At 72.3% G+C, this 23,077-nt stretch carries 16 protein-coding genes; 3 read left to right on the top strand and 13 right to left on the bottom strand.

The window, feature by feature from the left end; translation table 11 throughout:
- Positions 1-139: 139 nt before the first annotated feature.
- The 5 genes from ACIHCL_RS11545 to ACIHCL_RS11525 all read right to left on the bottom strand — a co-directional run bounded on the left by ACIHCL_RS11545 (position 140) and on the right by ACIHCL_RS11525 (position 8,609).
- Positions 140-2,110 (bottom strand): ATP-dependent DNA helicase, encoded by a 1,971-nt coding sequence (locus ACIHCL_RS11545; protein WP_399859960.1) that lies wholly within the window; start codon positions 2,108-2,110, stop codon positions 140-142.
- 38 nt (positions 2,111-2,148) lie between these two features.
- A complete protein-coding gene (locus tag ACIHCL_RS11540; RefSeq protein WP_399860544.1) occupies positions 2,149-4,224 on the bottom strand; it encodes an IucA/IucC family protein in 2,076 nt (691 codons plus the stop codon).
- Between the two features lie 123 nt (positions 4,225-4,347).
- Positions 4,348-5,193 carry a GNAT family N-acetyltransferase gene (locus ACIHCL_RS11535; protein ID WP_399859958.1) on the bottom strand — a complete coding sequence of 282 codons (846 nt, stop codon included), beginning with the start codon at positions 5,191-5,193 and terminating at the stop codon, positions 4,348-4,350.
- Between the two features lie 94 nt (positions 5,194-5,287).
- Positions 5,288-7,201: an IucA/IucC family protein gene (locus tag ACIHCL_RS11530; protein ID WP_399859955.1), complete on the bottom strand. Its 1,914-nt coding sequence runs from the start codon at positions 7,199-7,201 to the stop codon at positions 5,288-5,290.
- Positions 7,202-7,229: 28 nt separating this feature from the next.
- Positions 7,230-8,609 (bottom strand): diaminobutyrate--2-oxoglutarate transaminase family protein, encoded by a 1,380-nt coding sequence (locus ACIHCL_RS11525; RefSeq protein ID WP_399859952.1) that lies wholly within the window; start codon positions 8,607-8,609, stop codon positions 7,230-7,232.
- Positions 8,610-8,944: 335 nt separating this feature from the next.
- Here ACIHCL_RS11525 and ACIHCL_RS11520 point away from each other — a divergent pair, with 335 nt between their 5' ends.
- Positions 8,945-10,159, top strand: a complete 1,215-nt coding sequence (locus tag ACIHCL_RS11520) for a trypsin-like serine peptidase (protein ID WP_399859950.1) — start codon at positions 8,945-8,947, stop codon at positions 10,157-10,159.
- 273 nt (positions 10,160-10,432) lie between these two features.
- Here ACIHCL_RS11520 and hflX read toward each other — a convergent pair whose 3' ends face one another.
- The 6 genes from hflX to miaA all read right to left on the bottom strand — a co-directional run bounded on the left by hflX (position 10,433) and on the right by miaA (position 18,657).
- Complete coding sequence (gene hflX, locus ACIHCL_RS11515) at positions 10,433-11,953, bottom strand: GTPase HflX (RefSeq protein ID WP_399859948.1); 1,521 nt, start codon at positions 11,951-11,953, stop codon at positions 10,433-10,435.
- A 265-nt stretch (positions 11,954-12,218) separates the two neighbouring features.
- A complete protein-coding gene (locus ACIHCL_RS11510) occupies positions 12,219-13,670 on the bottom strand; it encodes a M1 family metallopeptidase (protein ID WP_399859946.1) in 1,452 nt (483 codons plus the stop codon).
- Positions 13,671-13,765: 95 nt separating this feature from the next.
- Positions 13,766-15,886, bottom strand: coding sequence for a RelA/SpoT family protein (locus ACIHCL_RS11505; protein ID WP_399859943.1), 2,121 nt, complete (start codon positions 15,884-15,886; stop codon positions 13,766-13,768).
- 223 nt (positions 15,887-16,109) lie between these two features.
- Positions 16,110-16,985, bottom strand: coding sequence for a diaminopimelate epimerase (gene dapF / locus ACIHCL_RS11500; RefSeq protein ID WP_399859940.1), 876 nt, complete (start codon positions 16,983-16,985; stop codon positions 16,110-16,112).
- A 164-nt stretch (positions 16,986-17,149) separates the two neighbouring features.
- Complete coding sequence (locus ACIHCL_RS11495; protein WP_399860543.1) at positions 17,150-17,611, bottom strand: hypothetical protein; 462 nt, start codon at positions 17,609-17,611, stop codon at positions 17,150-17,152.
- Positions 17,612-17,718: 107 nt separating this feature from the next.
- Positions 17,719-18,657, bottom strand: a complete 939-nt coding sequence (gene miaA / locus ACIHCL_RS11490) for a tRNA (adenosine(37)-N6)-dimethylallyltransferase MiaA (protein WP_399859937.1) — start codon at positions 18,655-18,657, stop codon at positions 17,719-17,721.
- A 250-nt stretch (positions 18,658-18,907) separates the two neighbouring features.
- Here miaA and ACIHCL_RS11485 point away from each other — a divergent pair, with 250 nt between their 5' ends.
- Entirely contained in the window at positions 18,908-19,168 is a 261-nt protein-coding gene (locus ACIHCL_RS11485) for an antitoxin (RefSeq protein WP_399859935.1), read from the top strand.
- 239 nt (positions 19,169-19,407) lie between these two features.
- Here the strand turns inward: ACIHCL_RS11485 and ACIHCL_RS11480 are convergent, their stop codons facing one another.
- Complete coding sequence (locus ACIHCL_RS11480; RefSeq protein WP_399859932.1) at positions 19,408-20,127, bottom strand: class III extradiol dioxygenase subunit B-like domain-containing protein; 720 nt, start codon at positions 20,125-20,127, stop codon at positions 19,408-19,410.
- Between the two features lie 56 nt (positions 20,128-20,183).
- On the bottom strand, positions 20,184-21,713 hold the full coding sequence (miaB, locus tag ACIHCL_RS11475) for a tRNA (N6-isopentenyl adenosine(37)-C2)-methylthiotransferase MiaB (protein ID WP_399859929.1): 1,530 nt from the start codon (positions 21,711-21,713) through the stop codon (positions 20,184-20,186).
- Positions 21,714-21,901: 188 nt separating this feature from the next.
- Between miaB and ACIHCL_RS11470 the strand changes: the two genes are divergently transcribed.
- Complete coding sequence (locus ACIHCL_RS11470) at positions 21,902-22,900, top strand: TAXI family TRAP transporter solute-binding subunit (protein WP_399859926.1); 999 nt, start codon at positions 21,902-21,904, stop codon at positions 22,898-22,900.
- The last annotated feature ends 177 nt before the right edge of the window (positions 22,901-23,077 follow it).

Below are 23,077 nucleotides of genomic sequence, written 5' to 3'. Positions count from 1 at the left end.
GGCCGAGCGGTGCGGCGCCCGGCACGTGCCATCGTGAGGCGGAGTCGTCCTGGCACTCAACCGTACGAGGACGACTCCGCCACCGCCGCGAGCATGCGTGCGAGGCGTCGCGACGGGGCAACCGTTGCCTGCCGCGGCACTAGCGGCCGTCGGCCTTGGCCGCCGCGTCGATCGCCGCGAGGGAGCGCCGCACCTGATTGCGATCGACGGTGTACCAGAAGTCGGGCAGCGAGGCGCGCACAAAACTGCCGTACCGGGCGTTGGCCAGCCGCGGGTCGAGGACCGCGACCACTCCCTTGTCCCCGGTGGCCCTGACCAGCCGACCGGCCCCCTGGGCCATCAGCAGCGCCGCATGCGTCGCCGCGACGGCCATGAAACCGTTGCCTCCGGCCTCGTCCACCGCCTTCTGGCGCGCGCTCATCAGAGGGTCGTCGGGGCGCGGGAAGGGAATCCGGTCCATGACCACCAGCTGACAACTGGGACCGGGCACGTCGACGCCCTGCCAGAGCGACAGGGTGCCGAAGAGACAGGTCTCGGGATCGGCCGCGAAGTTCTTGATCAGCTCGCCGAGCGTCTCCTCCCCCTGGAGCAGGATCGGCTTGTCGAGCCGGCCGCGCAGCTCTTCGGCGGCCGCCTGGGCCGCCCTCATCGACGAGAACAGCCCGAGCGTGCGCCCGCCCGACGCCTCCACCAGTTCGGCGAGCTCGTCCAGCATGTCGGTGCGGGACGCGTCCCGGCCAGGCGTGGCCAGATGCCGGGCGACATACAGGATGCCCTGCTTCGGGTAGTCGAACGGCGATCCGACGTCGAGCCCCTTCCACATCGGGAGGTCGTCGCCCTCGGTGCCCTCCGGGGCGAGCCCCAGCGAGGCCCCCACCCCGTTGAAGTCGCCTCCGAGCTTGAGGGTGGCCGAGGTGAGGACGACGGACCGTTCGGAGAAGAGCTTCTCCCGCAGCAGCCCGGAGACCGAGAGCGGGGCGACCCTCAGCGACGCTCCGAAGCGGTCGTGGCGCTCGTACCAGACCACGTCGTACTCGGAGCCATGGGTGAGGCGCTCGGCGACGCCGTGGATCGTCTCCACGGACGCGAGAGCCTGCTTACGGACCGCGTCCTCGTCCTGGACGGACTTGTCGCGCGTGGTTCCCAGTGCCGTGATCACCGTGCGCGCGGCGTCGCGCAGGGCCAGCAGCGCATACCCCAGGTCCTCGGGAATCTCCTCCAGGCGGCCCGGAAGCGCCAGCTCCATCACCCGCTCGAAGCCCTCGGCAGCGGTCTGGAGGGCGTCGGCCGCCTTCTCGTTCACCAGCTTCGCCGCACGGCGCACCGCGCGGTTGACCTGGCCGGGCGTGAGCTCGCCGGTGGCCACGCCGGTGACCCGGGAGACCAGCTCATGGGCCTCGTCGACGATCAGCACCTCATGCTGCGGGAGCACCGGGGCGCCTTCGATGGCGTCGATGGCGAGAAGTGCGTGATTGGTGACGACGACATCGGCGAGCTTGGCCCGCTCACGGGCCTGCTCGGCGAAGCACTCGGCTCCGTAGGCGCATTTGGTGGCGCCCAGGCACTCCCGGGAGGAGACGGAGACCTGCGCCCAGGCGCGGTCGGAGACTCCCGGGGTGAGATCGTCGCGATCACCGCTCTCCGTCTCGTCCGACCAGTCCCGCAGCCGGAGCAGGTCCTGACCGAGCTTGCTCGACGGCGCCGCCGCCTCGAACTGGTCGAACAGGCCCTCCTCCTCGTCCTGCGGCACCCCTTCGTGGAGCCGGTGCAGGCACAGGTAGTTCGACCGGCCCTTGAGCATGGCGAACTGGGGACGTCGGCGCAGCAGCGGGTGCAGTGCGTCGACCGTGCGCGGAAGGTCGCGCTCCACGAGCTGACGCTGCAGTGCCAGGGTCGCCGTGGCCACCACCACGCGCTCGCCGTGCGCCAACGCGGGGACCAGGTAGCCGAGGGACTTGCCCGTGCCGGTGCCGGCCTGGACGAGCAGATGGGAGTTGTCGTCCACGGCCTCGGCGACGGCCTCGGCCATGGCGGCCTGGCCGGGCCGTTCCGTACCGCCGACGGCGGTCACGGCGGCGTGGAGGAGCTCGGGGAGGGATGGCTTCGTCATAGCCCGACCACCCTAAGGGGCGCCACTGACAACGGCGATCACTCCCGGTCGGAATCCAGGGGGTGGAGCGGGTTGGGAACGCTGCCGTGGCTGGCGGCGTGCGGGCGGCCCGGGCGGTCCCGGTAGCCGTCCACATGCAGACGGTTGCGGTTCAGGCAGAGTCGGTCGATGCGCGGCACCAGCATGTCGAACATCTCGAAGCGGTCCTTGAGCTCCGGGAAACAGGCGTGGTACCGCCGCACTTCGGCCCGTACGAGTGACCAGAAGTCGTCCTCGCAGACGCCCAGTTGCTCCTCGCACAGCGGCGAGAGGAAGCGGAAGACGCCGATGAACAGTCCCGCGTGGATGAACTGGGTGAGGAAGGAGGGCTCCTCGGTGAGCAGGATCTCGCGCACCTCCCGCGGCATGGAGTCGTGTTCCGGCAGTGGCTGGGCGCTGATGTTCACGTCGTCGACGAAGTCCTTGATGGCCAGACGCACGGGGACGTCCTGTTCGTCGAAGACGACGATGGCGTTCTCGCCGTGCGGGGAGAACACCGTGCCGTAGCGGTAGAGGAAGTGCAGCAGCGGGGGCAGCAGCGCGGCGAAGAGCCGGGTCAGCCAGGTGGTGGGGGCGAGACCGGATCGTGCGACGAGTTCGGCGGTGAAGGCGCGCCCGTGCGGGTCGGTGTGGAGCAGCGAGGCGAGGGTCCGGGCCCGCTCTCCGGGGGCGAGCCGGGGCCGGAGGGGTTCTCGCCAGATCGCGCCGAGGATCTCCTTGAACTGGTAGGGAGTCTCCGGCAGATGGTCGTAGAGGGGGTGCTCCACGGTCACGGAGGCCACCTCGCCGAGCAGAATGACCCCGCAGGTGTCGCGCAGATAGCTGTCGTGGTCACGCAGGCCCTGGACCCAGGCGGTGACGGCCGGGGCCGCGAAGGTGCGCTCCGTCGGCAGGCCGCGCCAGACCAGGGTGTTGAGGATCGACAGCGGCAGCTTGACGGTGTGCCGGTCGGGCCGGGCCACGTTGGTGAAAGTGCGGATGGACTGCTGGGGCAGTCTGAGGTCCGGGTCGGCGTGGAGGGGCACGATGTCGCCCGAGGCGATGGCCGGGGCGAAGAGCGGAACGATCCATTCGTCCCACTGCCAGGGGTGTACGGGCAGGCAGAGGTAGTCGGCGGTGTCGAGGCCGCGGGCGCGGAGCGCGGCGGCGAAGGAGTCGCGGACGGCCGGGTCGAGTTCCCGTGCGTACAGCTGCTCGGGGGTGGCGAGGCTCGCGACGCCGCGGTAGGCCCCGATCCGGGTGGACACCGCGATCCAGGGGAGCCGTACAGGTTGGCGGGCCTCGGGCGTGTAGCGGGAGGCGTCGGTGGCGGAGAATCCGATGCGGCCCTTGTTGGCGACGAGCCAGGGGTGGCCGGTCTGGTGCCCCTCCAGCTCGGCGTAGTCGAGTTCGGCCAGGCGGGCGGCGGGGAGCGCGGTGTGGTCGAGCCGTGCGTCGGCGGCGAGGGTGGTGGTGATCTCTCGGATCAGATGGCCGAGCGTGGCCCCGTCAATCCGGAGGAGGCGGCGGGCGCGGGCGAGGAAGCGCAGCGGGTCGCGGAAGGGGACGGCGCCGGTCCTCGCGTGCCGTGGGGGCAGGGCGCCGGTGCTCGGGCGCCTCGGCGGTACGGCATCGTCCGTGTCCGGACCCGGGACCGGTGCGGGGTGGGCTCCTCGCTCCCGGGGCCCGGCGGCGTCCACGTTCCGGTCCCGGGGCGGCTCGTCGGGGGCGCCGTACGGGCCGCTCCGTGCCGATCCGGCCGCCGGTTCCGTCGGCGTCGCGAGGTCCCGGGCCCGGTGGCGCGTCGATTCCGGCGACGCGCTCCCATCGGTGTCGTGTGCGGCCCCCAACGGCACGTCCCCGGTCTCCCCGACGTCTCCGCGCAGCTCCAGGATCGAGTCGGGGGCGACGAGCCAGCCGTCGTACACCCCCCGCCGGGCCCTGAAGGCCAGGGTGCCCCCGTCGTCGAGCCGGAGGGTGTACGTCTCGCCGTCCTCGGCGGGGCCGACCGGTTCGATGACCTCTTCGTAGGCGAACTGACCGAGCATCTTCGCGAGCAGTCGGGCGGCTGCTCCCTCCCAGACCGTCCGGTTCAGTTCCGGTGTGCTGAGCGATGCGGCGTCTTCGGCCGCGTCATTGCGCGCGGGATATGTCGGCACGGGGACTCCTCGGGAGGGAACCGATGGGGTTCAGGCGGTGTGGGTAGCGCAGCGGTTCGTTCACAGGTGGGCCCGGTGGATTCGGTCGCGGACCATCAGGGCGGCTCGTTTGTCGGGAAGCTCGACTTCCGCGAAGAAGCGGAAGCCGGCGCTCAGGAAGGCGGACACGGACGGGGTGTTGCGCAGGTCGGGCTCCGCGACGACGCGCCCGCACAGGGGACGGTTGTCGAGGACCAGGTCGGCGACGGCCCGGAGCAGGGTGGTGCCCACGCCGCGTCCGCGGTCGTCGACCCCGCCGATGAGCAGATGGACGCCGGTGTCGTGCGGACGTGCCGGGTAGTGGCGGGCCAGCGGATCGAGATCCGCGCGGTAGATCTCCCAGTAGCTCATGGGGGTGCCCGCCAGCACGCCGAGGCAGGGGACGCTGCGTCCGTCGCCGTCCAGTTGCGGACGCAGATGGTCCGCGGTGACCGTTTCGGCTCCGGCGAGTTCCCAGAACGCCGCCACCGCGGGGTCGTTCATCCACCGGCTGATGAGCGCGAGATCGCGTTCCAGCCGCACGGGAACGAGTTGGAACACTCCGGCCGGGGTGTTGACGGGGCCCCAGTCGGCCGGCCGGTCGAGCAGGTCGGAGGATGCCGCCCTGTTCGGGGTCGTGCGCATGGGCCCCGTCGGGTCCGCGCCGACGTCTCCTGCCGGCATGGCGGATGGTGGGGGTGGCACGGAGGACGGTGCCGTCGGCCCGGGCGCGTTCGGCGCCGTCGTAGTCGCCGTGGCACCCGTGCCGTCCCCGAACAGACCGAGGAGTTCCTCGGAGAGCGGCAGATCCAGGGTGTCCTCGGCACTCGGGTCGGTGTGCGGGACTGGGCCGGTACCGGCGCCGGCGGGCGCATCGGCGGAAGCCATGGTGCCGCTCTCCTCTCGGTCGTTCAGGCGGGGGTCATGGTGCTTCGGTGGTCATGGTTCCGGGCCGCCCCGTTCCTCGGACGGCGTGCCTCCTTCAGGCGTGCAGCGGGTTGGCGATGGTGACGTACACGGACTGGGTGTCGACGGGACCGACGAGTTCGTCGAGGCCGTGCAGCCGGGTCAGCAGGTTGGCCTTGCACCGCAGCCGGGCGTTGTCCAGGAGATGGGCGGGCAACGGGGAGCCGAGTGCGGCGGCCGTGCCCAGGAACCGGCGGAACGCGGCGACGAGAACCCGCTCGTCGACGAGCTTCTGGGAGCCGAAGGCCCCGATCAGCCCGAACACGTTGTTGATGCCGAGGTAGTAGGCGAAGCGTTCGTCGGTGACCTCGTCCGAGACGAAGGTGTCGCTGGCCGTTCCGATGCCGGGAAGCCGCCGTTCCAGGGCGGCGCGGTGGGACTCGCGGAAGTAGTACCCCTGGTTGTCGCGGTACCGGCCGCCGACGGGCCAGCCGTGGCGGTCGAGCAGCACCAGGGTGTTCTGCTGGTGTGCTTCGAGGGCCACGCCCGCGTGGGCGTCGAGCCAGAGCACCGGGCGCACGACCCGGTCGAGGTAGCGCAGGAACCACTCCGTGGCCACGGCGCCCACGGCCCTCCCGGTCGTGGAGGACAGGGAGAGGACGACCTCCGAGAGGCGCGAGTGCACGCTCTTGCGGCCCGGCCACGGACGCGGCGCGGTGAGCGCGGCGACGCAGACCGCGTCGTCGTGCGGGCCGAACGGATTGTGCCGCAGCACCACGTCGAGACCGGCGACCGGTGCGCCGTCCGGGCCGTTCGCGGCGAGCCAGGCGGGATCGCGGACGATGTCGAAGCCGGGGTGGGCGGCGTGCCACCGCGCGGCGAGTCCGCTGCGGAGCAGGCGGTGGACCTCCACACCGCGGTGGAGCTCCTTGCGCAGGTTCTCACGGCGGGAGTTGGTGATGCGCAGGCCGAGCGAGAGCTTGAGCATGAGCCGGGCGCCGGGCCGGTGCACGGTGCGGATGGAGGAGGTGGGGTGCCAGTGCCCGCCGTGCGGTCCGAGGTCGTGGAGGAGTCCGGCGTCGAGCAGGGCGGCGGCTTCGGGCCGGTGCGGGAGGTCGCGGGCCTGCCAGGGGTGGAGCGGGAGCGGTGCGGTGTTGTCGGGCAGGCGCAGCCCTTCGGCCTGGGCGGTGAGCAGTTCCGCGGCGGGCACCGGGCGGCCACGGTCGGTCCAGGCGGAGTCGGTGGCCAGGACGGAGCGGTCGACGGCCATCCAGTGCAGGGGGAAGGAGCCGTACGTCTCGGGCGAGTAGCGGCGGGCCTCGGAGTCGGAGAGTCCCTCACGGCTCTTGGGTGTGGGGTGGAGCGGGTGGCCGAGGAGCAGTGACTGCTCGGCCGCGAGGAAGGGGTCGGCCGCCGCCGGGGGCTCGGGGGCTCGGCGCCGCTCCGCGATGAAGCCCGCGGTGCGTCGGACCGAATCGGCGACCCGGGCCACCATGTCGGTGCCCTCGCCGCGGTCGGCCTCGCGGCCGAGCAGGGCGGCGACCGTGACGGCGTCGGCGTACGGAGCGTCCTCGGGCGCCCCTTCCAGGGCGGGCTGCCCAAACCGGTGCCAGCCCGTGGTGGACCAGTGCACGACGGGGACGAGCAGCGCCGTTCCGCTCGCGGGGAGCGGGACGCGCAGTACATCCGCCTCGGGGCGGGCCAGGCCGCTCTCCCGGACCCAGCAGCGGAGGAGGTTCTCGGTGCCCGCCGCGTCGGCGGCGTGCAGCGGGTCCGGATGGTCGAGGTGATCGGCGCGGTCGAGGTGATCGAGGTGGTCGGCCGGTGTCGCGTCGACGGTCCCGGCCGGCGGGACGTACCGCTCGTCGTGCGGTGCGGCCTTCTGGCGCGGCACGGTGGGCTCGACGAGGAGGTCTTTGGCGTGTCCGGCCTCCGCTCGCTGCGGCAGGGAGGGCGGGCCGTCGGCCTGGGGCGGGGGGGTGGAGTTCACTGCGGTCTTCCTTGTGGTGGTGGCCGGGTCAGTGGGTCGGCCCGGTCGTGGTCCTGCGATGCGGCAGTCGCTCGGCGGCTGCCAGGGCGTCGGCGAGGCGGTCCACGACCGCCGTCGCCTGTTCGTCGGTGAGGGTGAGGGGCGGGAGGAGGCGTACGACGGCGGAGTGGCGTCCGCCGAGTTCGACGATGAGCCCGCGGCGCAGGCATTCCTGTTGGACGGCGGCGGCGAGTGCGGGGGCGGGTGGCGGTTCGGAGCCGCCGCCCGGCGCGGGGGCCCCGGGGTCGACGAGTTCCACCCCGATCATCAGTCCCCGGCCCCGGACGTCCCCGACGCACGGGTGCTCCGCCGCCAGGCCCTGGAGGCGCGCCAGCATCCGGGCCCCGAGCGTCGCGGCGCGCTCGGCGAGGCGGTTCTCCCGGACGAAGGAGAGAGTGGCGGTTCCGGCGGCCATCGCGAGCTGGTTGCCCCGGAAGGTGCCTGCGTGCGCCCCGGGCTGCCAGGTGTCGAGAGCGGAGCGGTAGACGATCACCGCGAGCGGGAGGGAACCGCCGATGGCCTTGGACAGCACCATCACGTCGGGCGTGATCCCGCTGTGCTCGACCGCCCAGAAGGCGCCGGTGCGGCCGACGCCCGTCTGCACCTCGTCGGCGATCAGGGGTACGGAGCGGGCGCGGGTGATCTCACGCATGCGGCGCATCCAGCCGTCGGGGGCCGGGATCACTCCGCCCTCCCCCTGGACCGGTTCCAGGATCATCCCGGCCGGTGCCGGTACACCGCCCTTGGGATCGTCCAGGAGGTTCTCGGTCCAGCGGGCGGCGGTCTCCGCGCCGCGTTCGCCCCCGATCCCGAAGGGGCAGCGGTAGTCGCGCGGGAACGGCAGGCGCGTCACCCTCACGTCCTCGGCTCCGCCCGAGGCGGCCAGGGCCCCCTCGGTCATCCCGTGGTAGGCGCCGGTGAAGGCGAGGAGTCCTTCGCGGCCGGTGGCGGCGCGGACCAGCTTGAGGGCGGCCTCCACGGCGTCCGTGCCGGCGGGACCGCAGAACTGGATCCGGGCGTCGTCGGCGAACCGCCGCGGCAGGGTGGCGAACAACTCGGTGGTGAACGCGTCCTTGACCGGGGTGGCGAGGTCGAGGACGTGCAGGGGCGCGCCCGAGTCGAGCACCTTCTTGATGGCCTCCAGCACCACCGGATGGTTGTGACCGAGCGCCAGGGTGCCCGCCCCCGAGAGGCAGTCGAGATACCGGCGCCCGTCCGCGCCCTCGATGGTCATCCCCCTGGCCCGCACCGGAACGATCGGCAGTGAGCGCGCGTAGGTACGGGCGGCGGACTCGCGCAACGACTGGCGGCGCAGGATCCCCTCGTGCACCGCCGGTGCTGCCACCGGAGCTGGTTCGGTCACGGCCACGGCTGTCGGTCCTCCCGCTGTAACGGTTGCGTCGCACGTCGGCGTGTCGGTGCGCGAACGGACGGACCTCGGGGAAGAGCACCGTCCCCGAGGTCCCTCGCACGTACCAACGACGCCGGGCCCGGGGGATCACGGGTATATCCGAAGATCCTTGCGGGGGTGGAACCACGGACCTGCCGCGCACCGTCCCCACTGGCACCGGCATAGTGGGGGGCCGCACGAGGCGCTCGCGCGGCCTTCCGCGTGCCGACAGGGCGTTCGGGGCCTCGGGCCCGGAGCAGCGCCGAAGTGCGGAACCGAAGTGTTGGGTTACGAAGTCCCAGGGGGATCACCACATGCGACTCAGTCGACCGGCTCTCGCCGCACGCCGGAGGGGTGTGCGGCGAACCCGCTTCTCGGTGCCGGCCGTAACCGCGGTCACCGCGGTCCTCGCGCTCACCGCCACCGCGTGCGGCCCGGAGGAGGACGTCGACGCTCCGAGCGCGACCGCGACCCAGGCCTCCGACGGCAAGATCACCATTCCGGACGATCTGAAGGACCGGCTCAAGGAGCGCGGCATCGACCTCGACCGGTGGAGGAACGGCGAGTGGAAGAACTGGGACAAGGAGAAGTGGCTGCGCGAGGCCAGGGACTTCGTCAACCCGATCATCGAGGACCTCTGGGATCCCGACCGGATGCGGGACGCCGACAAGGCCCCTGAGCGTCCGGTCGACAACGACATCTCGGGCGACACCGGCGTGACGGACCCGACGCCCGCGCCGGTCCGGGCCGCGGCCGTCGCCACGCCGTACCACACCACCGCCCCGGAGGCCGGGAAGCTGTTCTTCGACGGCCCCGAGGGCTCCATGGTGTGCTCCGCGACCGTGGTGAAGGACCCGGCGCACCCCGGGAAGTCCAATCTGGTCTGGACGGCGGGCCACTGCGTGCACGCGGGCAAGAAGGGCGGCTGGTACCGCAATATCGCCTTCGTGCCGTCCTACAACAACGAGGGTCTGCCGACCGCCGCGCTGAAGGCGGCGACCAGGGAGCAGATAGCCCCCTACGGCGTGTGGTGGGGTCAGTGGGCGCAGACGTCCGACCAGTGGATCTCGCAGGGGTCCTCGGTCGGCGGGCAGGGCGCCCCGTACGACTTCGCGGTGCTGCGCGTCACGCCGGAGAAGGGGTCGCCGGGCAAGTCCCTGGAGGAGACGGTCGGTTCCGCGCTGCCCGTCGAGTTCGACGCCCCGGCCGTGCCGGAGATCGCCGGCATGTCCGCCACCGGATTCCCGGCGGCACCTCCCTACGACGGTCAGAAGGCGTTCCGGTGCGAGGACAAGCCGGGACGGCTGTCGCTGAGCGCGCAGGACCCCACGATGTACCGCATCGGCTGCACCATGACCGGCGGCGCCTCCGGTGGCGGCTGGGTCGCGACCGGGCGGGACGGCAAGCCCGCGCTCGTCTCGAACACCTCCATCGGCCCGGTGACGGCCGGCTGGCTGGCCGGGCCGCGGTTCGGCGAGGAGGCCAGGGGCGTCTACGAGTCGGTCAGCAAGAAGTACGCGGGGCAGTGAGACCGAGCCGTCGCCGGGCCCGTGTCCGGCGACGGCTCGCCCCACGGCGGCGCGGCTTCGGCCCCGGCTCGGCCGTGCGCACTCGACCGCGTCGATGACGGTGTCTCAACCCTCGTGCGGCGTCCCGCCCACGGCGGCTCGGCCGTCCGGCCGGGAGACCGCGGCCGGGTGCCGGTGACCGGCCGGACATGTCGTGCGAAGGCCCGCTCCCCGGCAGAAGTGCCTTGCGGGGAGCGGGCCTTCGGGGCCGTATCGGACGGCGCCGCGGCGGCGTCAGTGCGTCACGGCGACGAACGCGGAGAGTTCCGCGGCCAGTTCCTCGTAGACCCGAGCCTTGAGCAGGGTTCCCTCCGGGGTGTGCTCCTCGGAGATCACCTCGCCTTCGGCGTGCACCCGGGAGACGAGGCCGCCCCGGGTGTACGGCACGAGTGACTCGACCTCGACCGACGGCTTGGGCAGTTCGGTGTCGATGAGGGCGAACAGTTCGTCGATGCCCTCACCCGTTCGGGCCGAGACGGCGATGGAGTGCCTCTCGATGCGCAGCAGTCGCTGGAGCACCAGCGGATCGGCGGCGTCCGCCTTGTTGACCACCACGATCTCGGGCACGTCCGCCGCGCCGACGTCGCGGATGACCTCGCGGACCGCGGCGAGCTGTTCCTCCGGCGCCGGGTGGGAGCCGTCCACCACGTGCAGGATCAGGTCCGACTCGCCGACCTCCTCCATCGTGGAGCGGAACGCCTCGACGAGGTGGTGCGGAAGATGCCGCACGAACCCGACGGTGTCGGCCAGGGTGTAGACCCGGCCGCTCGGCGTCTCGGCCCGGCGCACGGTCGGGTCCAGGGTGGCGAACAGCGCGTTCTCCACCAGGACGCCCGCCCCGGTGAGCCGGTTGAGCAGCGAGGACTTGCCCGCGTTGGTGTAGCCGGCGATGGCGACCGACGGCACCCTGTTGCGCTTGCGCTCCCGCCGCTTGATCTCGCGGCCGGTCTTCATTTCCGCGATCTCCCGGCGCATCTTGGCCATCTTCTCGCGGATCCGGCGCCGATCGGTCTCGATCTTGGTCTCACCGGGACCACGGGTGGCCATGCCACCGCCGCCGCTGGAACCGCCGCCGCCCATCTGCCGGGACAGCGACTGACCCCAGCCGCGCAGCCGCGGCAGCATGTACTGCATCTGCGCCAGCGAGACCTGCGCCTTGCCCTCTCGGGACTTGGCGTGCTGGGCGAAGATGTCGAGGATCAGGGCGGTCCGGTCGACCACCTTGACCTTGACGACGTCCTCCAGATGGATCAGCTGGCCGGGGCTGAGCTCACCGTCGCAGACGACGGTGTCGGCCCCCGTTTCGAGAACGATGTCGCGCAGCTCCAACGCCTTCCCGGAACCGATGTACGTGGCCGGGTCGGGCTTGTCACGGCGCTGGTAGACCGCTTCGAGCACCAGGGCGCCCGCCGTCTCCGACAGTGCGGCGAGCTCCGCCAGGGAGTTCTCCGCGTCGCGGACGGTCCCGGAGGTCCAGACGCCCACCAGCACCACGCGCTCCAGGCGGAGCTGCCGGTACTCGACCTCGGTGATGTCCTCCAGCTCGGTGGAGAGACCGGCCACCCGTCGCAGGGCGGCGCGCTCCGAGCGGTCGAACTGGTCTCCGTCCCGCTCTCCGTCGATCTCGTGGCTCCAGGCGACGTCCGCTTCCATCAGGGCGTCGGCCCGGAGGCCCTCCGTGAGGCTCTCGATGGTGTTCTCCGTAGCACTCCGCGCGTTCCACGCGTCCTGGGGAAGGGAAGAAGAGGAGGTCATTGGATCCTTAACGTCGGTGGAAGTCCGTTCATCGGTCACAACGTGTGGCATCCGGCGTTGATTCCCCATGCGGAGAATCACCGCTCCGGCCACCCGCGGCGACCTGTTGATAGTGACACAGCGCACCCGGTCCGTCATCCGGGTTTGGCCCGGGCCGACGGGAAGCCCTGGGCCGAGCCCGGACGGGCCGGGCGACACCTCGACGACCGGGCGCCCCGCCGTCGACCGGCACTCACCACTCACCGTCACGGCCCGCCCGCTCTCGTCACCGCACGACCGGTTCGGTGCTGCGCCAGTCCGGGTGGCCCGGCATCGGCGGGGTCTTCTCGCCGTACAGCCAGCCGTCGAAGAACGAGCCCAGGTCGCGGCCCGCGATCCGCGAGGCCAGACGGACGAAGTCCGCCGTGCCCGCGGTGGAGTCCCGGTGCGTGCGCACCCAGCTCCGCTCCAGCCGGTCGAACGCGTGCTCGCCGATCTCCTGACGGAGCGCGTACAGGATCAGTGCGCTGCCGTCGTACACCACGGGCCGGAACAGGCTGAGCTTCCGGCCCTGCTCGGGCCTGTCGGGGCGGGCGGGCGGGCCGCCCGCGGCGCGCCAGGCATCGGACCTGATGTAGGCGTCGTGCATCCGGCTCTCCAGCGACTTGCCGGCGTGCTCCTGCGCGTAGCGTGCCTCGTACCAGGTGGCGTGTCCCTCGCTGAGCCACAGGTCGGACCAGGTCCGCGGGGAGACGCTGTTGCCGAACCACTGGTGGGCCAGCTCGTGCACCATGATCGATTCGACGTACCAGTCGGGCCGGTCGTCCCCCGCGAGCAGGGACCGCTCGAAGAGCGAGAGCGTCTGGGTCTCCAGCTCGAAGCCGGTCTCGGTGTCGGCGACCAGCAGCCCGTACGTCTCGAAGGGGTAGCGCCCGACCTGCCGCTCCATCCACGCGATCTGGGCGGGGGTCTTGCCGAGCCGGTGCTCCAGCCGCTCCCGGTCGGCGACCGGGACCACGTCGCGCACCGGCAGTCCGTTCGGTCCGGTGCGGCGCAGCACGGCGGACCGGCCGATGCCGACCTGGGTCAGTTCGGTGGCCATGGGGTGCTCGGTCCGGTAGGTCCAGGTGGTCTCGTTCCCGTGCCGGACGGCTCCGGCGAGCAGGCCGTTGGCCACCACCGTGAGGTTCCGCGGCGCTGTGATCCGGAAGGTGAAGTACGCCTTGTCGGCGGGGTGGTCGTTGCTCGGGAAGACCCGGTGGGCGGCGTCGGCCTGGTTGGCCATGACGAGGCCGTCGGTGGTGCGTACCCACCCTCCGGTGTCCTGGTGCCCGTTCGGGTCGCTGGTGTGGTGGACGGTGATGCGCAGCGGTGTCCCGGGCGGGAGGTGGCCGGGCGGGCGGATGACCAAGTCCTCGCCGACCGTGGCGAATTCGCTGCGCAGTCGGTTGACCTCGACCGCGCGCACGGTGCCGTGGGTGAAGTCCAGGTTGATCCGGTCCAGTGGTGCGGTGGTCCGGACGTCGATCGTGGTGACAGCGTCGAGCGGCCGGCTGTTGTTGCCGTGGTAGGTCAGGTCGATGTCGTACGAGAGGACGTCGTATCCGGGGTTGCCGAGATGCGGGAAGAGCGGGTCGCCGATGCCCAGCGGTACGGGCGACGGGAGGGCGGCGGCCACGAGGGCGGCCGACGCGACGGCCAGCAGGGCGGTCCGGGCGCGGCGGGAGAAGAACGGCATGGACTACCGCTACCAGCGACGCCAGGCCGGACAGGCGCGGCACGCGCCGCACCACCCGAACGAGGTCTTCGCGGCGGACGGCGGCGCGCGCAGGATCAGATGGCTCCCGCGGGGTGACGGGCGCGGTTCACGTCGTAGACCCCGGGCACGTCGCGCATCGCGCGCATCAGCGCCGAAAGCCCGGCGGCGTCGGGGAGTTCGAGCGTGTAGGTGTGGCGGACGCGCTGTTCGCTGGGGGGTTCGACGGTGGCGGACACGACCGCCGCGCCCGCCGTCGCGATCGCCTCGGTGAGATCGGCGAGCAGCCCGGGGCGTCCGAACGACTCGGCGACCAGGGTGACCCGGCAGGCGGCCGACCCGCCCCAGTGGGCGGAGACCGGTGTCCGGCCGAGGGACCGCATCCGGACCGCCGCGGGACACTCGCGCCGGTGCACGGTGACCGTGCCGCCGCGGACGACGAATCCGGTGACGTCGTCGGGGGGGACGGGGGTGCAGCAGCCCGCCAGGCGCACGGTGGCATCCGGCCGGTCCACCACGGCGCTCGCGCGGCTCCCGGACCGGTCGTCCTCCGTGCCGGCGGTCTCCTGGAGCCTCGCCCCGGGCCTGGGCCGGACCGGCCGGCCGCCGTGCGGCCCCTTCGGCGGCTCGGGGTGCGCCTCCAGCCAGCCGGTGATCGCGATCCGGGCGGCGGGGGTCCGCGCGTGATCGAGCCAGTCGCGCGAGGGGCCGGAGCCGGCGTCCTCGGCTAGCAGCGGCTGGACCGTGTCCCCGTCGCTCAGGACAGTGCCGAGGGCGGCCAGCCGCCCGTTGACCCGGGCGCCGATGCAGTTGTGCGCCCGGTCCCCGTACTGCGCGTAGGCGGCGTCCACGCAACTGGCCCCGGCGGGCAGTCCGAGCGTGCCGCCGTCGGTGCGGAAGACCGTGATCTCGCGGTCCTGGGCGAGGTCGGCGCGGAGGGTGGTCCAGAACGTGTCGGGGTCCGGGGCCGACCGCTGCCATTGCAGGAGCCTGGAGAGCCAGCCGGGCCGGGTCGGGTCGGCGCGTTCCCCGTCCGCGGGTTCGGCGGGCTGGGGTCCGGGGCCGCTGTCCGCGGTGTACGGGTTGCCGAGGGCGATGACGCCGGCCTCGGCGACCTTGTGCATCCGGTGCGTGCGGATGAGGACTTCGACGACGGCACCCTCGGGGCCGACGACCGCCGTGTGCAGCGACTGGTAGAGGTTGAACTTGGGCGCCGCGATGAAGTCCTTGAACTCGGAGATCACCGGGGTGAGGCAGGTGTGCAGTTCGCCGAGCACGGCGTAGCAGTCGGCGTCCTCGCCGACGAGGACCAGCAGCCGCCCGAAGTCGGTGCCGCGCAGTGCGCCGCGCTTGATCCTGATGCGGTGCACGGAGAGGTGGTGGCGCGGTCTGATGAGGACTTCGGCCGGGATGCCCGCCTCCCGCAGCACCGTCGCGACGTCCTCGGCAACCGGAGCGAGCGGGTCGGGCCCCGCGTCGGCGATCAGTGCCCGGGTCCGTTCGTACTCCTCGGGGTGGAGGATCGCGAAGACGAGGTCTTCCAGTTCGGTCTTGAGCACCTGCACACCGAGCCGTTCGGCGAGCGGGATCAGCACGTCGCGGGTGACCTTCGCGATCCTGGCCTGCTTCTCCGGGCGCATCACACCGAGGGTCCGCATGTTGTGGAGCCGGTCGGCGAGCTTGATCGACATCACTCGGACGTCGTTCCCGGTGGCCACCAGCATCTTGCGGAAGGTCTCGGGCTCGGCCGCCGCGCCGTAGTCGACCTTCTCCAGTTTGGTGACGCCGTCGACGAGGTAGCAGACCTCCTGACCGAACTGTTCCCGCACCTGATCGAGCGTCACCTCCGTGTCCTCCACGGTGTCGTGGAGCAGTGAGGCGGTCAGCGTCGTGGTCTCGGCGCCGAGTTGGGCGAGGATCAGGGTGACGGCGAGGGGGTGCGTGATGTACGGCTCGCCGCTCTTGCGCATCTGCCCGCGGTGCGAGGACTCCGCGAGCAGGTAGGCGCGGTGAAGGATCGACAGGTCGGCGTCGGGGTGGTGGGTCCGGTGCGCGTCGGCGACGTGTCCGATCGCGTCGGACAGCCGGTCGCGGGGTACGGAACCGAGCAGTGCGACGCGGCCGAGCCTGCGGAGGTCGATCCGGGGGCGGCTCCGTCTGCGTACGGAACCATCGGGATTGGCGGCCTCTGCGCTCATGGGGGCACCTCCGGCGACGTCGACCGGCAAGGGTGGGTGCGGTCGCACCTCCGGGCCGGTGCTTGATGCTACCGAGCCCACCACGTGGCGGAGTCCCGCTCTCGCCCAGCGTGAAACGGATCACCCATTCGAGCGAAGTTGCGGGACCTACCGTTTCGGCCATATCGGGCAGCGCCCGGCACTGTGCCCCGCGGACGCCACGTCCGGCACGGCCGACGCCCGCCTACGCGGACCGCACCGCCGCGAGCCAGGCCGGGTCGACGGAGCCCTCGGCGACGATCACGGCGGGGCCGGTCATCTCGATCTCGCCGTCCGGACGCTCGGTGATGACGAGCGTACCGCCGGGCACATCGACGGTGTACGTGACCGGGCTGCCGGTCTCCGCGGGGTCGGCGCCGTCCCTGCGGGCCGCGGCGACGGCCACGGCGCAGGCGCCCGTACCGCAGGAGCGGGTCTCCCCCGAGCCGCGCTCGTGGACCCGCATGGCCACATGGCCGGGCCCCCGGTCGACGACGAATTCGATGTTGACGCCGTCGGGGTAGACGGCCGCGGGGCTGTACGGCGGGGTGGACAGCAGATCGCCGGCGTGCTCCAGGTCGTCGACGAAGGCGACGGCGTGCGGATTGCCCATGTTCACGTTGCGGGCGTGCCAACTGCGGCCGCCCAGGGTGACCGTGACGCCTTCCTCGGGCAGAGCCGCGCGGCCCATGGAGACGGTGATCCCGCCGTCCTCGGCGATGTGCACCCTCTTCACACCGCCCCGGGTGGCGACGGCGAGGTCGCCCGCCTCGGCATGCCCGGCGCGCTCCAGATAGCGGGCGAAGACCCGTACGCCGTTGCCGCACATCTCGGCGATCGAGCCGTCGGCGTTGCGGTAGTCCATGAACCACTCCGCCTCGTCCGCCATGGCGCGCGCCTCGGGGTGTGCGGCGGACCGTACGACGCGCAGCAGCCCGTCCCCGCCGATACCGGCCCGGCGGTCGCACAGCCGGGCGACGGCGGCGGGAGACAGGTCCAGGGCGCCGTCCGGGTCGGGAACGATCACGAAGTCGTTCTCGGTGCCATGGCCCTTGAAGAAGGTGATCTGCGAGGTGCTCACAGGGCAACTGTACGAGGCGGTACCGGTGAGCGCCGCCATCGGGCCGCAGCCGGGCGCATCCGACGGCGGTACGGGGAAGCGCGGAGCGGGTCGCCACCGGGACCGGGAGGGAGGGGTCTCGGGGTCGTCTCCGCACCGCGCCCGGCGCGTCCGCCAAAGGGCGGTCAGCGCAGCCGGGCCACGCGCGCGAAGGCCAGCGCGACCAGTACGAGGCACACGGCGACGTACAGGGCGATCACCCGCCAGTCCGCCCGCTCCCCCTCGCCGCGCTGCGGCAGACCGGGCCAGGTGTACCCGACGCGACGGGCGGCCATCATGCCCCAGCCCGCGGCGCAGCCGCTGATCAGCAGGCCCAGCATGGCGACGACCGCACCGCCGTCGCCGAACTCGAAGGCCAGCGGGAAGGCGAACATCAGCGAGCCCAGGGCGGCGAGCACCACGATCGGCGCCAGCTGCCAGATGCGCAGCCGCCGGGCGGGCCGCAGCTCGACCTCGACCTCGGCGGGCACGTCGAGTTCGTCGGGTCCGTCCGAACTCAGACGTCCCGTCTCGTGCACGGCCCCGTGTCCGGAGTCGCGCCGTGTGTCCGGTGCGTCTTCTTCCATGTCGCGAGGGCCGGCCTCCATCGCCACGCGCCCTCCCAACTCGGACTCCGCTGATCGATCGTCGCTCGATGATGGCACGCCCCGAGGGGCCGGAATGACGGGCGGTGCTTCCCGATGCCATCACGTGATCAGGCTGTAACCGCTCGTTCGACCAACGCCAGAGCCCGGTGCGGGAGTTCCCCGCGGTCTTCCGTGCCGCCGCTCAGCCAGTGGACCCGGGGGTCGCGGCGGAACCACGAGTCCTGACGGCGTGCGAACCGCTTGGTCGCGCGGATCGTCTCGGCACGGGCCTCCTCCTCCGTACAGTCCCCGGCCAGGGCGGCCAGCACCTGCTGATAGCCGAGGGCCCTGGCGGCGGTCAGCCCGTCGCGCAGCCCCCGCGCCTCCAGCGCACGCACCTCGTCGACGAGTCCGGCCTCCCACATCCGGTCGACCCTCAGGGCGATGCGTTCGTCGAGCTCCGGGCGTGCCACGTCGACGCCGATCTGGACGGTGTCGTACACCGCATCGTTACCCGGCAGGTTGGCCGTGAAGGGCTTGCCGGTGATCTCGATGACCTCAAGGGCCCGGACGATCCGGCGGCCGTTGCTCGGCAGGATGGCGCGCCCCGCGTCGGGGTCGGCGACGGCGAGCCTGGCGTGCAGGACCCCGGAGCCGAGCTCGGCCAGCTCCTCCTCCAGCCTGGCCCGTACACCCGGATCCGTGCCGGGGAACTCCAGGGCGTCGACGGCGCCCTTCACGTAGAGGCCGGAGCCGCCGACCAGGACGGGGGTGCGGCCCGCGGCGAGCAGCCGGTCGATCTCCGCGCGGGCCAGCCGCTGGTACTCGGCGACGCTCGCGGTCTCGGTGACGTCCCAGATGTCCAGCAGGTGGTGCGGAACGTCACCGCGCTCGCGGAGCGTCAGCTTCGCGGTACCGATGTCCATCCCCCGGTAGAGCTGCATGGAGTCGGCGTTGACCACCTCGCCGCCGAGCCGCTGAGCGAGGAACACCCCCAGATCGGACTTTCCGGCAGCGGTGGGGCCGACGACGGTGATGACCCGCGGGGCGGGAGCAGAGCTTGTCACCGCCCCAGTCTCGCAAACCTCCCGCCGTGTTCCCGAACGAGCGGGAGGCCCCGGTCCGCACGACGGAGCGCGCACCGGCCCTGCCGTGACAAACGGCGCGAAATCTTGGCCGCACAAGTAGAATTTATATGTGAATAGGGGCGTTTCCCATGGTTTGCGGTTCGGTCGCGGCGCCTGCGGGTGAAGTGGCCGGCCGCGAGTCGGGACAGGGCCCCGGACAGGTGGTTTCTTCCAGCAGGGACGGTGCCCGATGGGTTTCCTGGACACATTGAAGGCGAAGCTCAGCCCCGCCAGGGACAAGGTCGGCGAACTCGCGCATCAGCACGAGGGCAAGATCGACCAGGGGCTCGACAAGGCGGCACGGACGGTCGACGAAAAGACCAAGGGCAAGTACAGCGACAAGATCGAGTCCGGCGCGAAGAAGGCCAAGGAAGCGGTCGAGCGCCTGTCCCACAAACACGACGACCGCACGCCGCCGAGCCCACCCCCGAACACACCGCCCACGTCGTGACACGCGGCGGTCGGTGACCTCCGGCCGGTCGGGAGAGCCGGGCGGATCGAGCAGGCGGACGGCCGTGCGGTGACGGGGGCGCGCGGCCGTCCGCCGCGTGTACGCGGCGCACCGGATCCTCGTCAGGCGGGCCGGGTCGTTGGTACGCGGCCGCATCGCGGCTCTCCGGGCCGTTGTCGTGTCCGGGCGCGGGTGTGCTCCGGCTCTCCGGCCGGGAGCATGGGCCGGGCGCGCGACGGTCAGGACCAGGCGGCGACCATGTAGCCCACGCCGTAGGGGGCGTCCTCGTACAGCAGCCGACCGCTCAGGTCCGCACCTTCGGCCGCGCCCGCGAGGACCTGCCAGGGGGCCCGGCCCGCCGCCATCAGTTCGTGCGCCAGCGACTCGTCCAGGGCGATCAGCGCGGCCGGGTCGGCCGCGCCGAGGGCCCGTGCGGCGGCGGCGTCGAAGGCCTCGGCGCGTTCGTCCAGATAGCCGGGGGCCTTGAGCGTGCGGCAGGCGCTGCCGTCGCCCATCACCAGCAGGGCCACCCGGTCGGCCCTGGCGGCGAGGTCCCGCCCGGTGGCCACGCACCGCTCCGTCTCCAAGGGCTCGCCCACGCCCAGGCCCTCGACCGGGGCGGCCTTCCAACGCGCCTGGGCGAGCAGCCAGGCCCCGACGGCCAGGGATGGCGGAAGCGAACGGTCCGCCGCCGCCACCGGTCCCGGGCCGCGCCCCAGCCGTACGCCGAGGTCGACGCCGAACCCCCGGAAGGTGGCGGTGGCCCCTTCGGAGTGCGGGCCGCGGCCCGCGTGGGCCGCGGGCCCGACCACGATCAGCAGATCGGGCCGTGCGGTGGCGAGCACGTCCAGGGCGTCGGCGCAGGCTTCCCGCACCGCGTCGAGTTCGGGCGCGGCACCGGCGGCGATCTCGGGTACCAGCAGAGGCGGACAGGGGCAGACAGCGGCGGCGACAAGCATGGTCGGCAGCGTACTGCTTGGCCGCTGCGACCCGACCGGTCGGCCGCCGCGGTCGCTCAGTCGCAGCCGCAGCCGGGAGCCGCCGGTGCGGGCAGCGGGGCCGGGGCGCCGATGCCGGGCAGTCCCAGCATCACCCCGGTCGGCTTGGCGGCCTCGGCGGTGTTGCGCTTCTCCCAGGCGTCCCCGGCCCGGGTCCGCCGCACGGCCACCGCGGCTCCCTCGGCGAGCAGGTGGTGCGGGGCCGCGTACGTGACCTCCACGGTCACCACGTCGCCCGGGCGCACCTCCTCGTCGGGCTTGGTGAAGTGGACCAGGCGGTTGTCGGGGGCACGGCCGGAGAGGCGGTGCGTGGCGCCGTCCTTGCGGCCCTCGCCCTCCGCGACCATGATCTCCAGCGTCCGTCCGACCTGCTTCTTGTTCTCCTCCCAGGAGATCTCCTCCTGGAGGGCGGCCAGACGCATGTAACGCTCCTGCACGACTTCCTTGGGGATCTGCCCCTCCATCTCGGCGGCGGGGGTCCCGGGGCGCTTGGAGTACTGGAAGGTGAAGGCGTTGGCGAAGCGCGCCTCACGGACCACGTGCAGGGTCTGTTCGAAGTCCTCCTCGGTCTCGCCGGGGAAGCCCACGATGATGTCGGTGGAGATGGCGGCGTCCGGCATCGCGGCGCGCACCTTCTCGATGATGCCGAGGAAGCGCTCCTGACGGTACGAGCGGCGCATCGCCCTGAGCACGGTGTCCGAGCCGGACTGCAGCGGCATGTGCAGCTGGGGCATCACATTGGGCGTCTCCGCCATGGCCGCGATCACGTCGTCCGTGAAGTCACGCGGGTGCGGCGAGGTGAAGCGGACCCGCTCCAGGCCCTCGATCCTCCCGCAGGCGCGCAGCAGCTTGGAGAACGCCTCCTGGTCGCCGATGTCGGAGCCGTACGCGTTCACGTTCTGACCGAGCAGGGTGATCTCCGAGACGCCCTCGGTGACCAGTGCCTCGATCTCGGCGAGGATGTCGCCGGTGCGACGGTCCTTCTCCTTGCCGCGCAGCGCCGGGACGATGCAGAAGGTGCAGGTGTTGTTGCAGCCGACGGAGATGGAGACCCAGGCCGCGTAGGCGGACTCACGGCGGGTGGGGAGCGTGGAGGGGAACGCCTCCAGAGACTCGGCGATCTCGATCTGCGCCTCCCGCTGGACCCGGGAGCGCTCCAGCAGCACCGGCAGCTTGCCGATGTTGTGCGTACCGAAGACGACGTCCACCCAGGGGGCCCGCTCCAGGATGGTCGACCGGTCCTTCTGGGCCAGACAGCCGCCGACGGCGATCTGCATGCCGGGGCGCTTCGTCTTCATCGGGGCGAGATGGCCGAGGTTGCCGTAGAGCTTGTTGTCGGCGTTCTCCCGCACCGCACACGTGTTGAAGACGACGACGTCGGCGTCCCCGTCGGAATCCTCCGCGGCGCGTACGTAGCCCGCCTCCTCCAGCAGACCGGACAACCGCTCGGAGTCGTGGACGTTCATCTGGCACCCGTAGGTGCGGATTTCGTAGCTCTTGGGTGCTTGGACGTCCACTGCGGGGCTCCGGTCGCTGCTGCTGGTCATCCCTCAAGGGTAGGCGCTCCCGGAAGCGGCTCCCGCTCCGGAGGCCCCGGCCCCGGTCGCCGCGGGGACGGGCCGACGGCGCCCCCTGGAGGGGCGCCGGAGCCGGCCGGCGGCACACCCGTGGCCGAAGCCGGGCCGGACCGCGGATCCCCTGGTCAACGCCGGGACGGGCTGGCAGGATCGCCGCCATGCTCCAGGCACTGTCCCGTATCGGCCGCCGGCGCGCCCTTCGGGCGGGCGTCGTTCTCGTCGTCGTGCTCGGGCTGCTGCTGTGGTGGTTGCTGTCGCTCGGGAAACCGGTGCCGAGCGGGACTCTGACGTTCAGCACCGGCGTGCCCAGCGGGGTGTACCAGCGCTACGGCGAGCGGCTGATGGGTGATCTCGCCAGGGATCTGCCGCGGGTGTCGATACGGCTGCAGACCAGCGAGGGCTCCCAGCAGAACATCGCGCGGGTGGCGACCGGCCGGGCCGACTTCACCATCGCCACCGCCGACGCCCTCGCCACCTATCTGCGCGACCGCGGTCCGGGCGCCGACCGGCTGCGGGGCTGTGTGCGGTTGTACGACGACTACATCCAGCTGGTGGTGCCCCGGGACTCGGCGGTGCGCCGGGTCTCGGACCTGCGCGGCAGGCGCGTCGGGGTGGGGCAGCAGGGGTCGGGTGTACGGCTGGTCGCCGACCGCGTGATGGCGGCCGCCGGGCTGGATCCGGTCGACGACGTGACACCGGTGCCCAACGGCATCGACACCATGCCGAAGGAATTGGAGAACGGCCGGCTCGACGCCTTCTTCTGGTCGGGCGGACTGCCCACCTCGGCCGTGCAGGAACTGTCGGACCGCTTCCCGATCCGGCTGGTGCCCCTGGAGGCGCCGCTGGTCAAGGAGCTTCAGGCCGCGGGCGGCTCCGCCCGCCACTACCGGTCGGCCGTGATGCCCGCCGACGCCTACCGCTACGCACAGCAGGGGCAGGCGGTGCCGACGGTGGCGATCGCCAACGTGCTGGTGACCGCCGACCGTACGGACCCGTCGACGACCGAGGCGTTCACCCGGACCGTGATCGACAGCCGGGACCGGATCGGGCGCGAGGTGCACGCGGCCCAGCTGGTGGATCTGCGTACCGCGATCTACACCGATCCGCTGCCCCTGCACGAGGGGGCCAAGCGCTACTACCGCTCGGTCAAGCCGTGATCCGCAGTCCGCGGCGCAGGCCGGGTGCCGCGGACGCGGCCCTGCGGACCACGACGTGATCCCTGCTCCACGGTGTGATGCATGCTCCGCGGCGCCGTCGGTGCTCCGCCACGTGATGGGCGGTTGCCGAGGCGATCGACGATCTCCACGGTGGCCCGTGGTCCCGGTGGTGACCGG

This window comes from Streptomyces sp. NPDC052042, from assembly GCF_044548345.1.
In the GTDB taxonomy this organism is placed as follows: domain Bacteria; phylum Actinomycetota; class Actinomycetes; order Streptomycetales; family Streptomycetaceae; genus Streptomyces.
The sequence above is the reverse complement of the archived record's forward strand: the minus strand, read 5'-3'. Positions and strand labels throughout refer to the sequence as shown.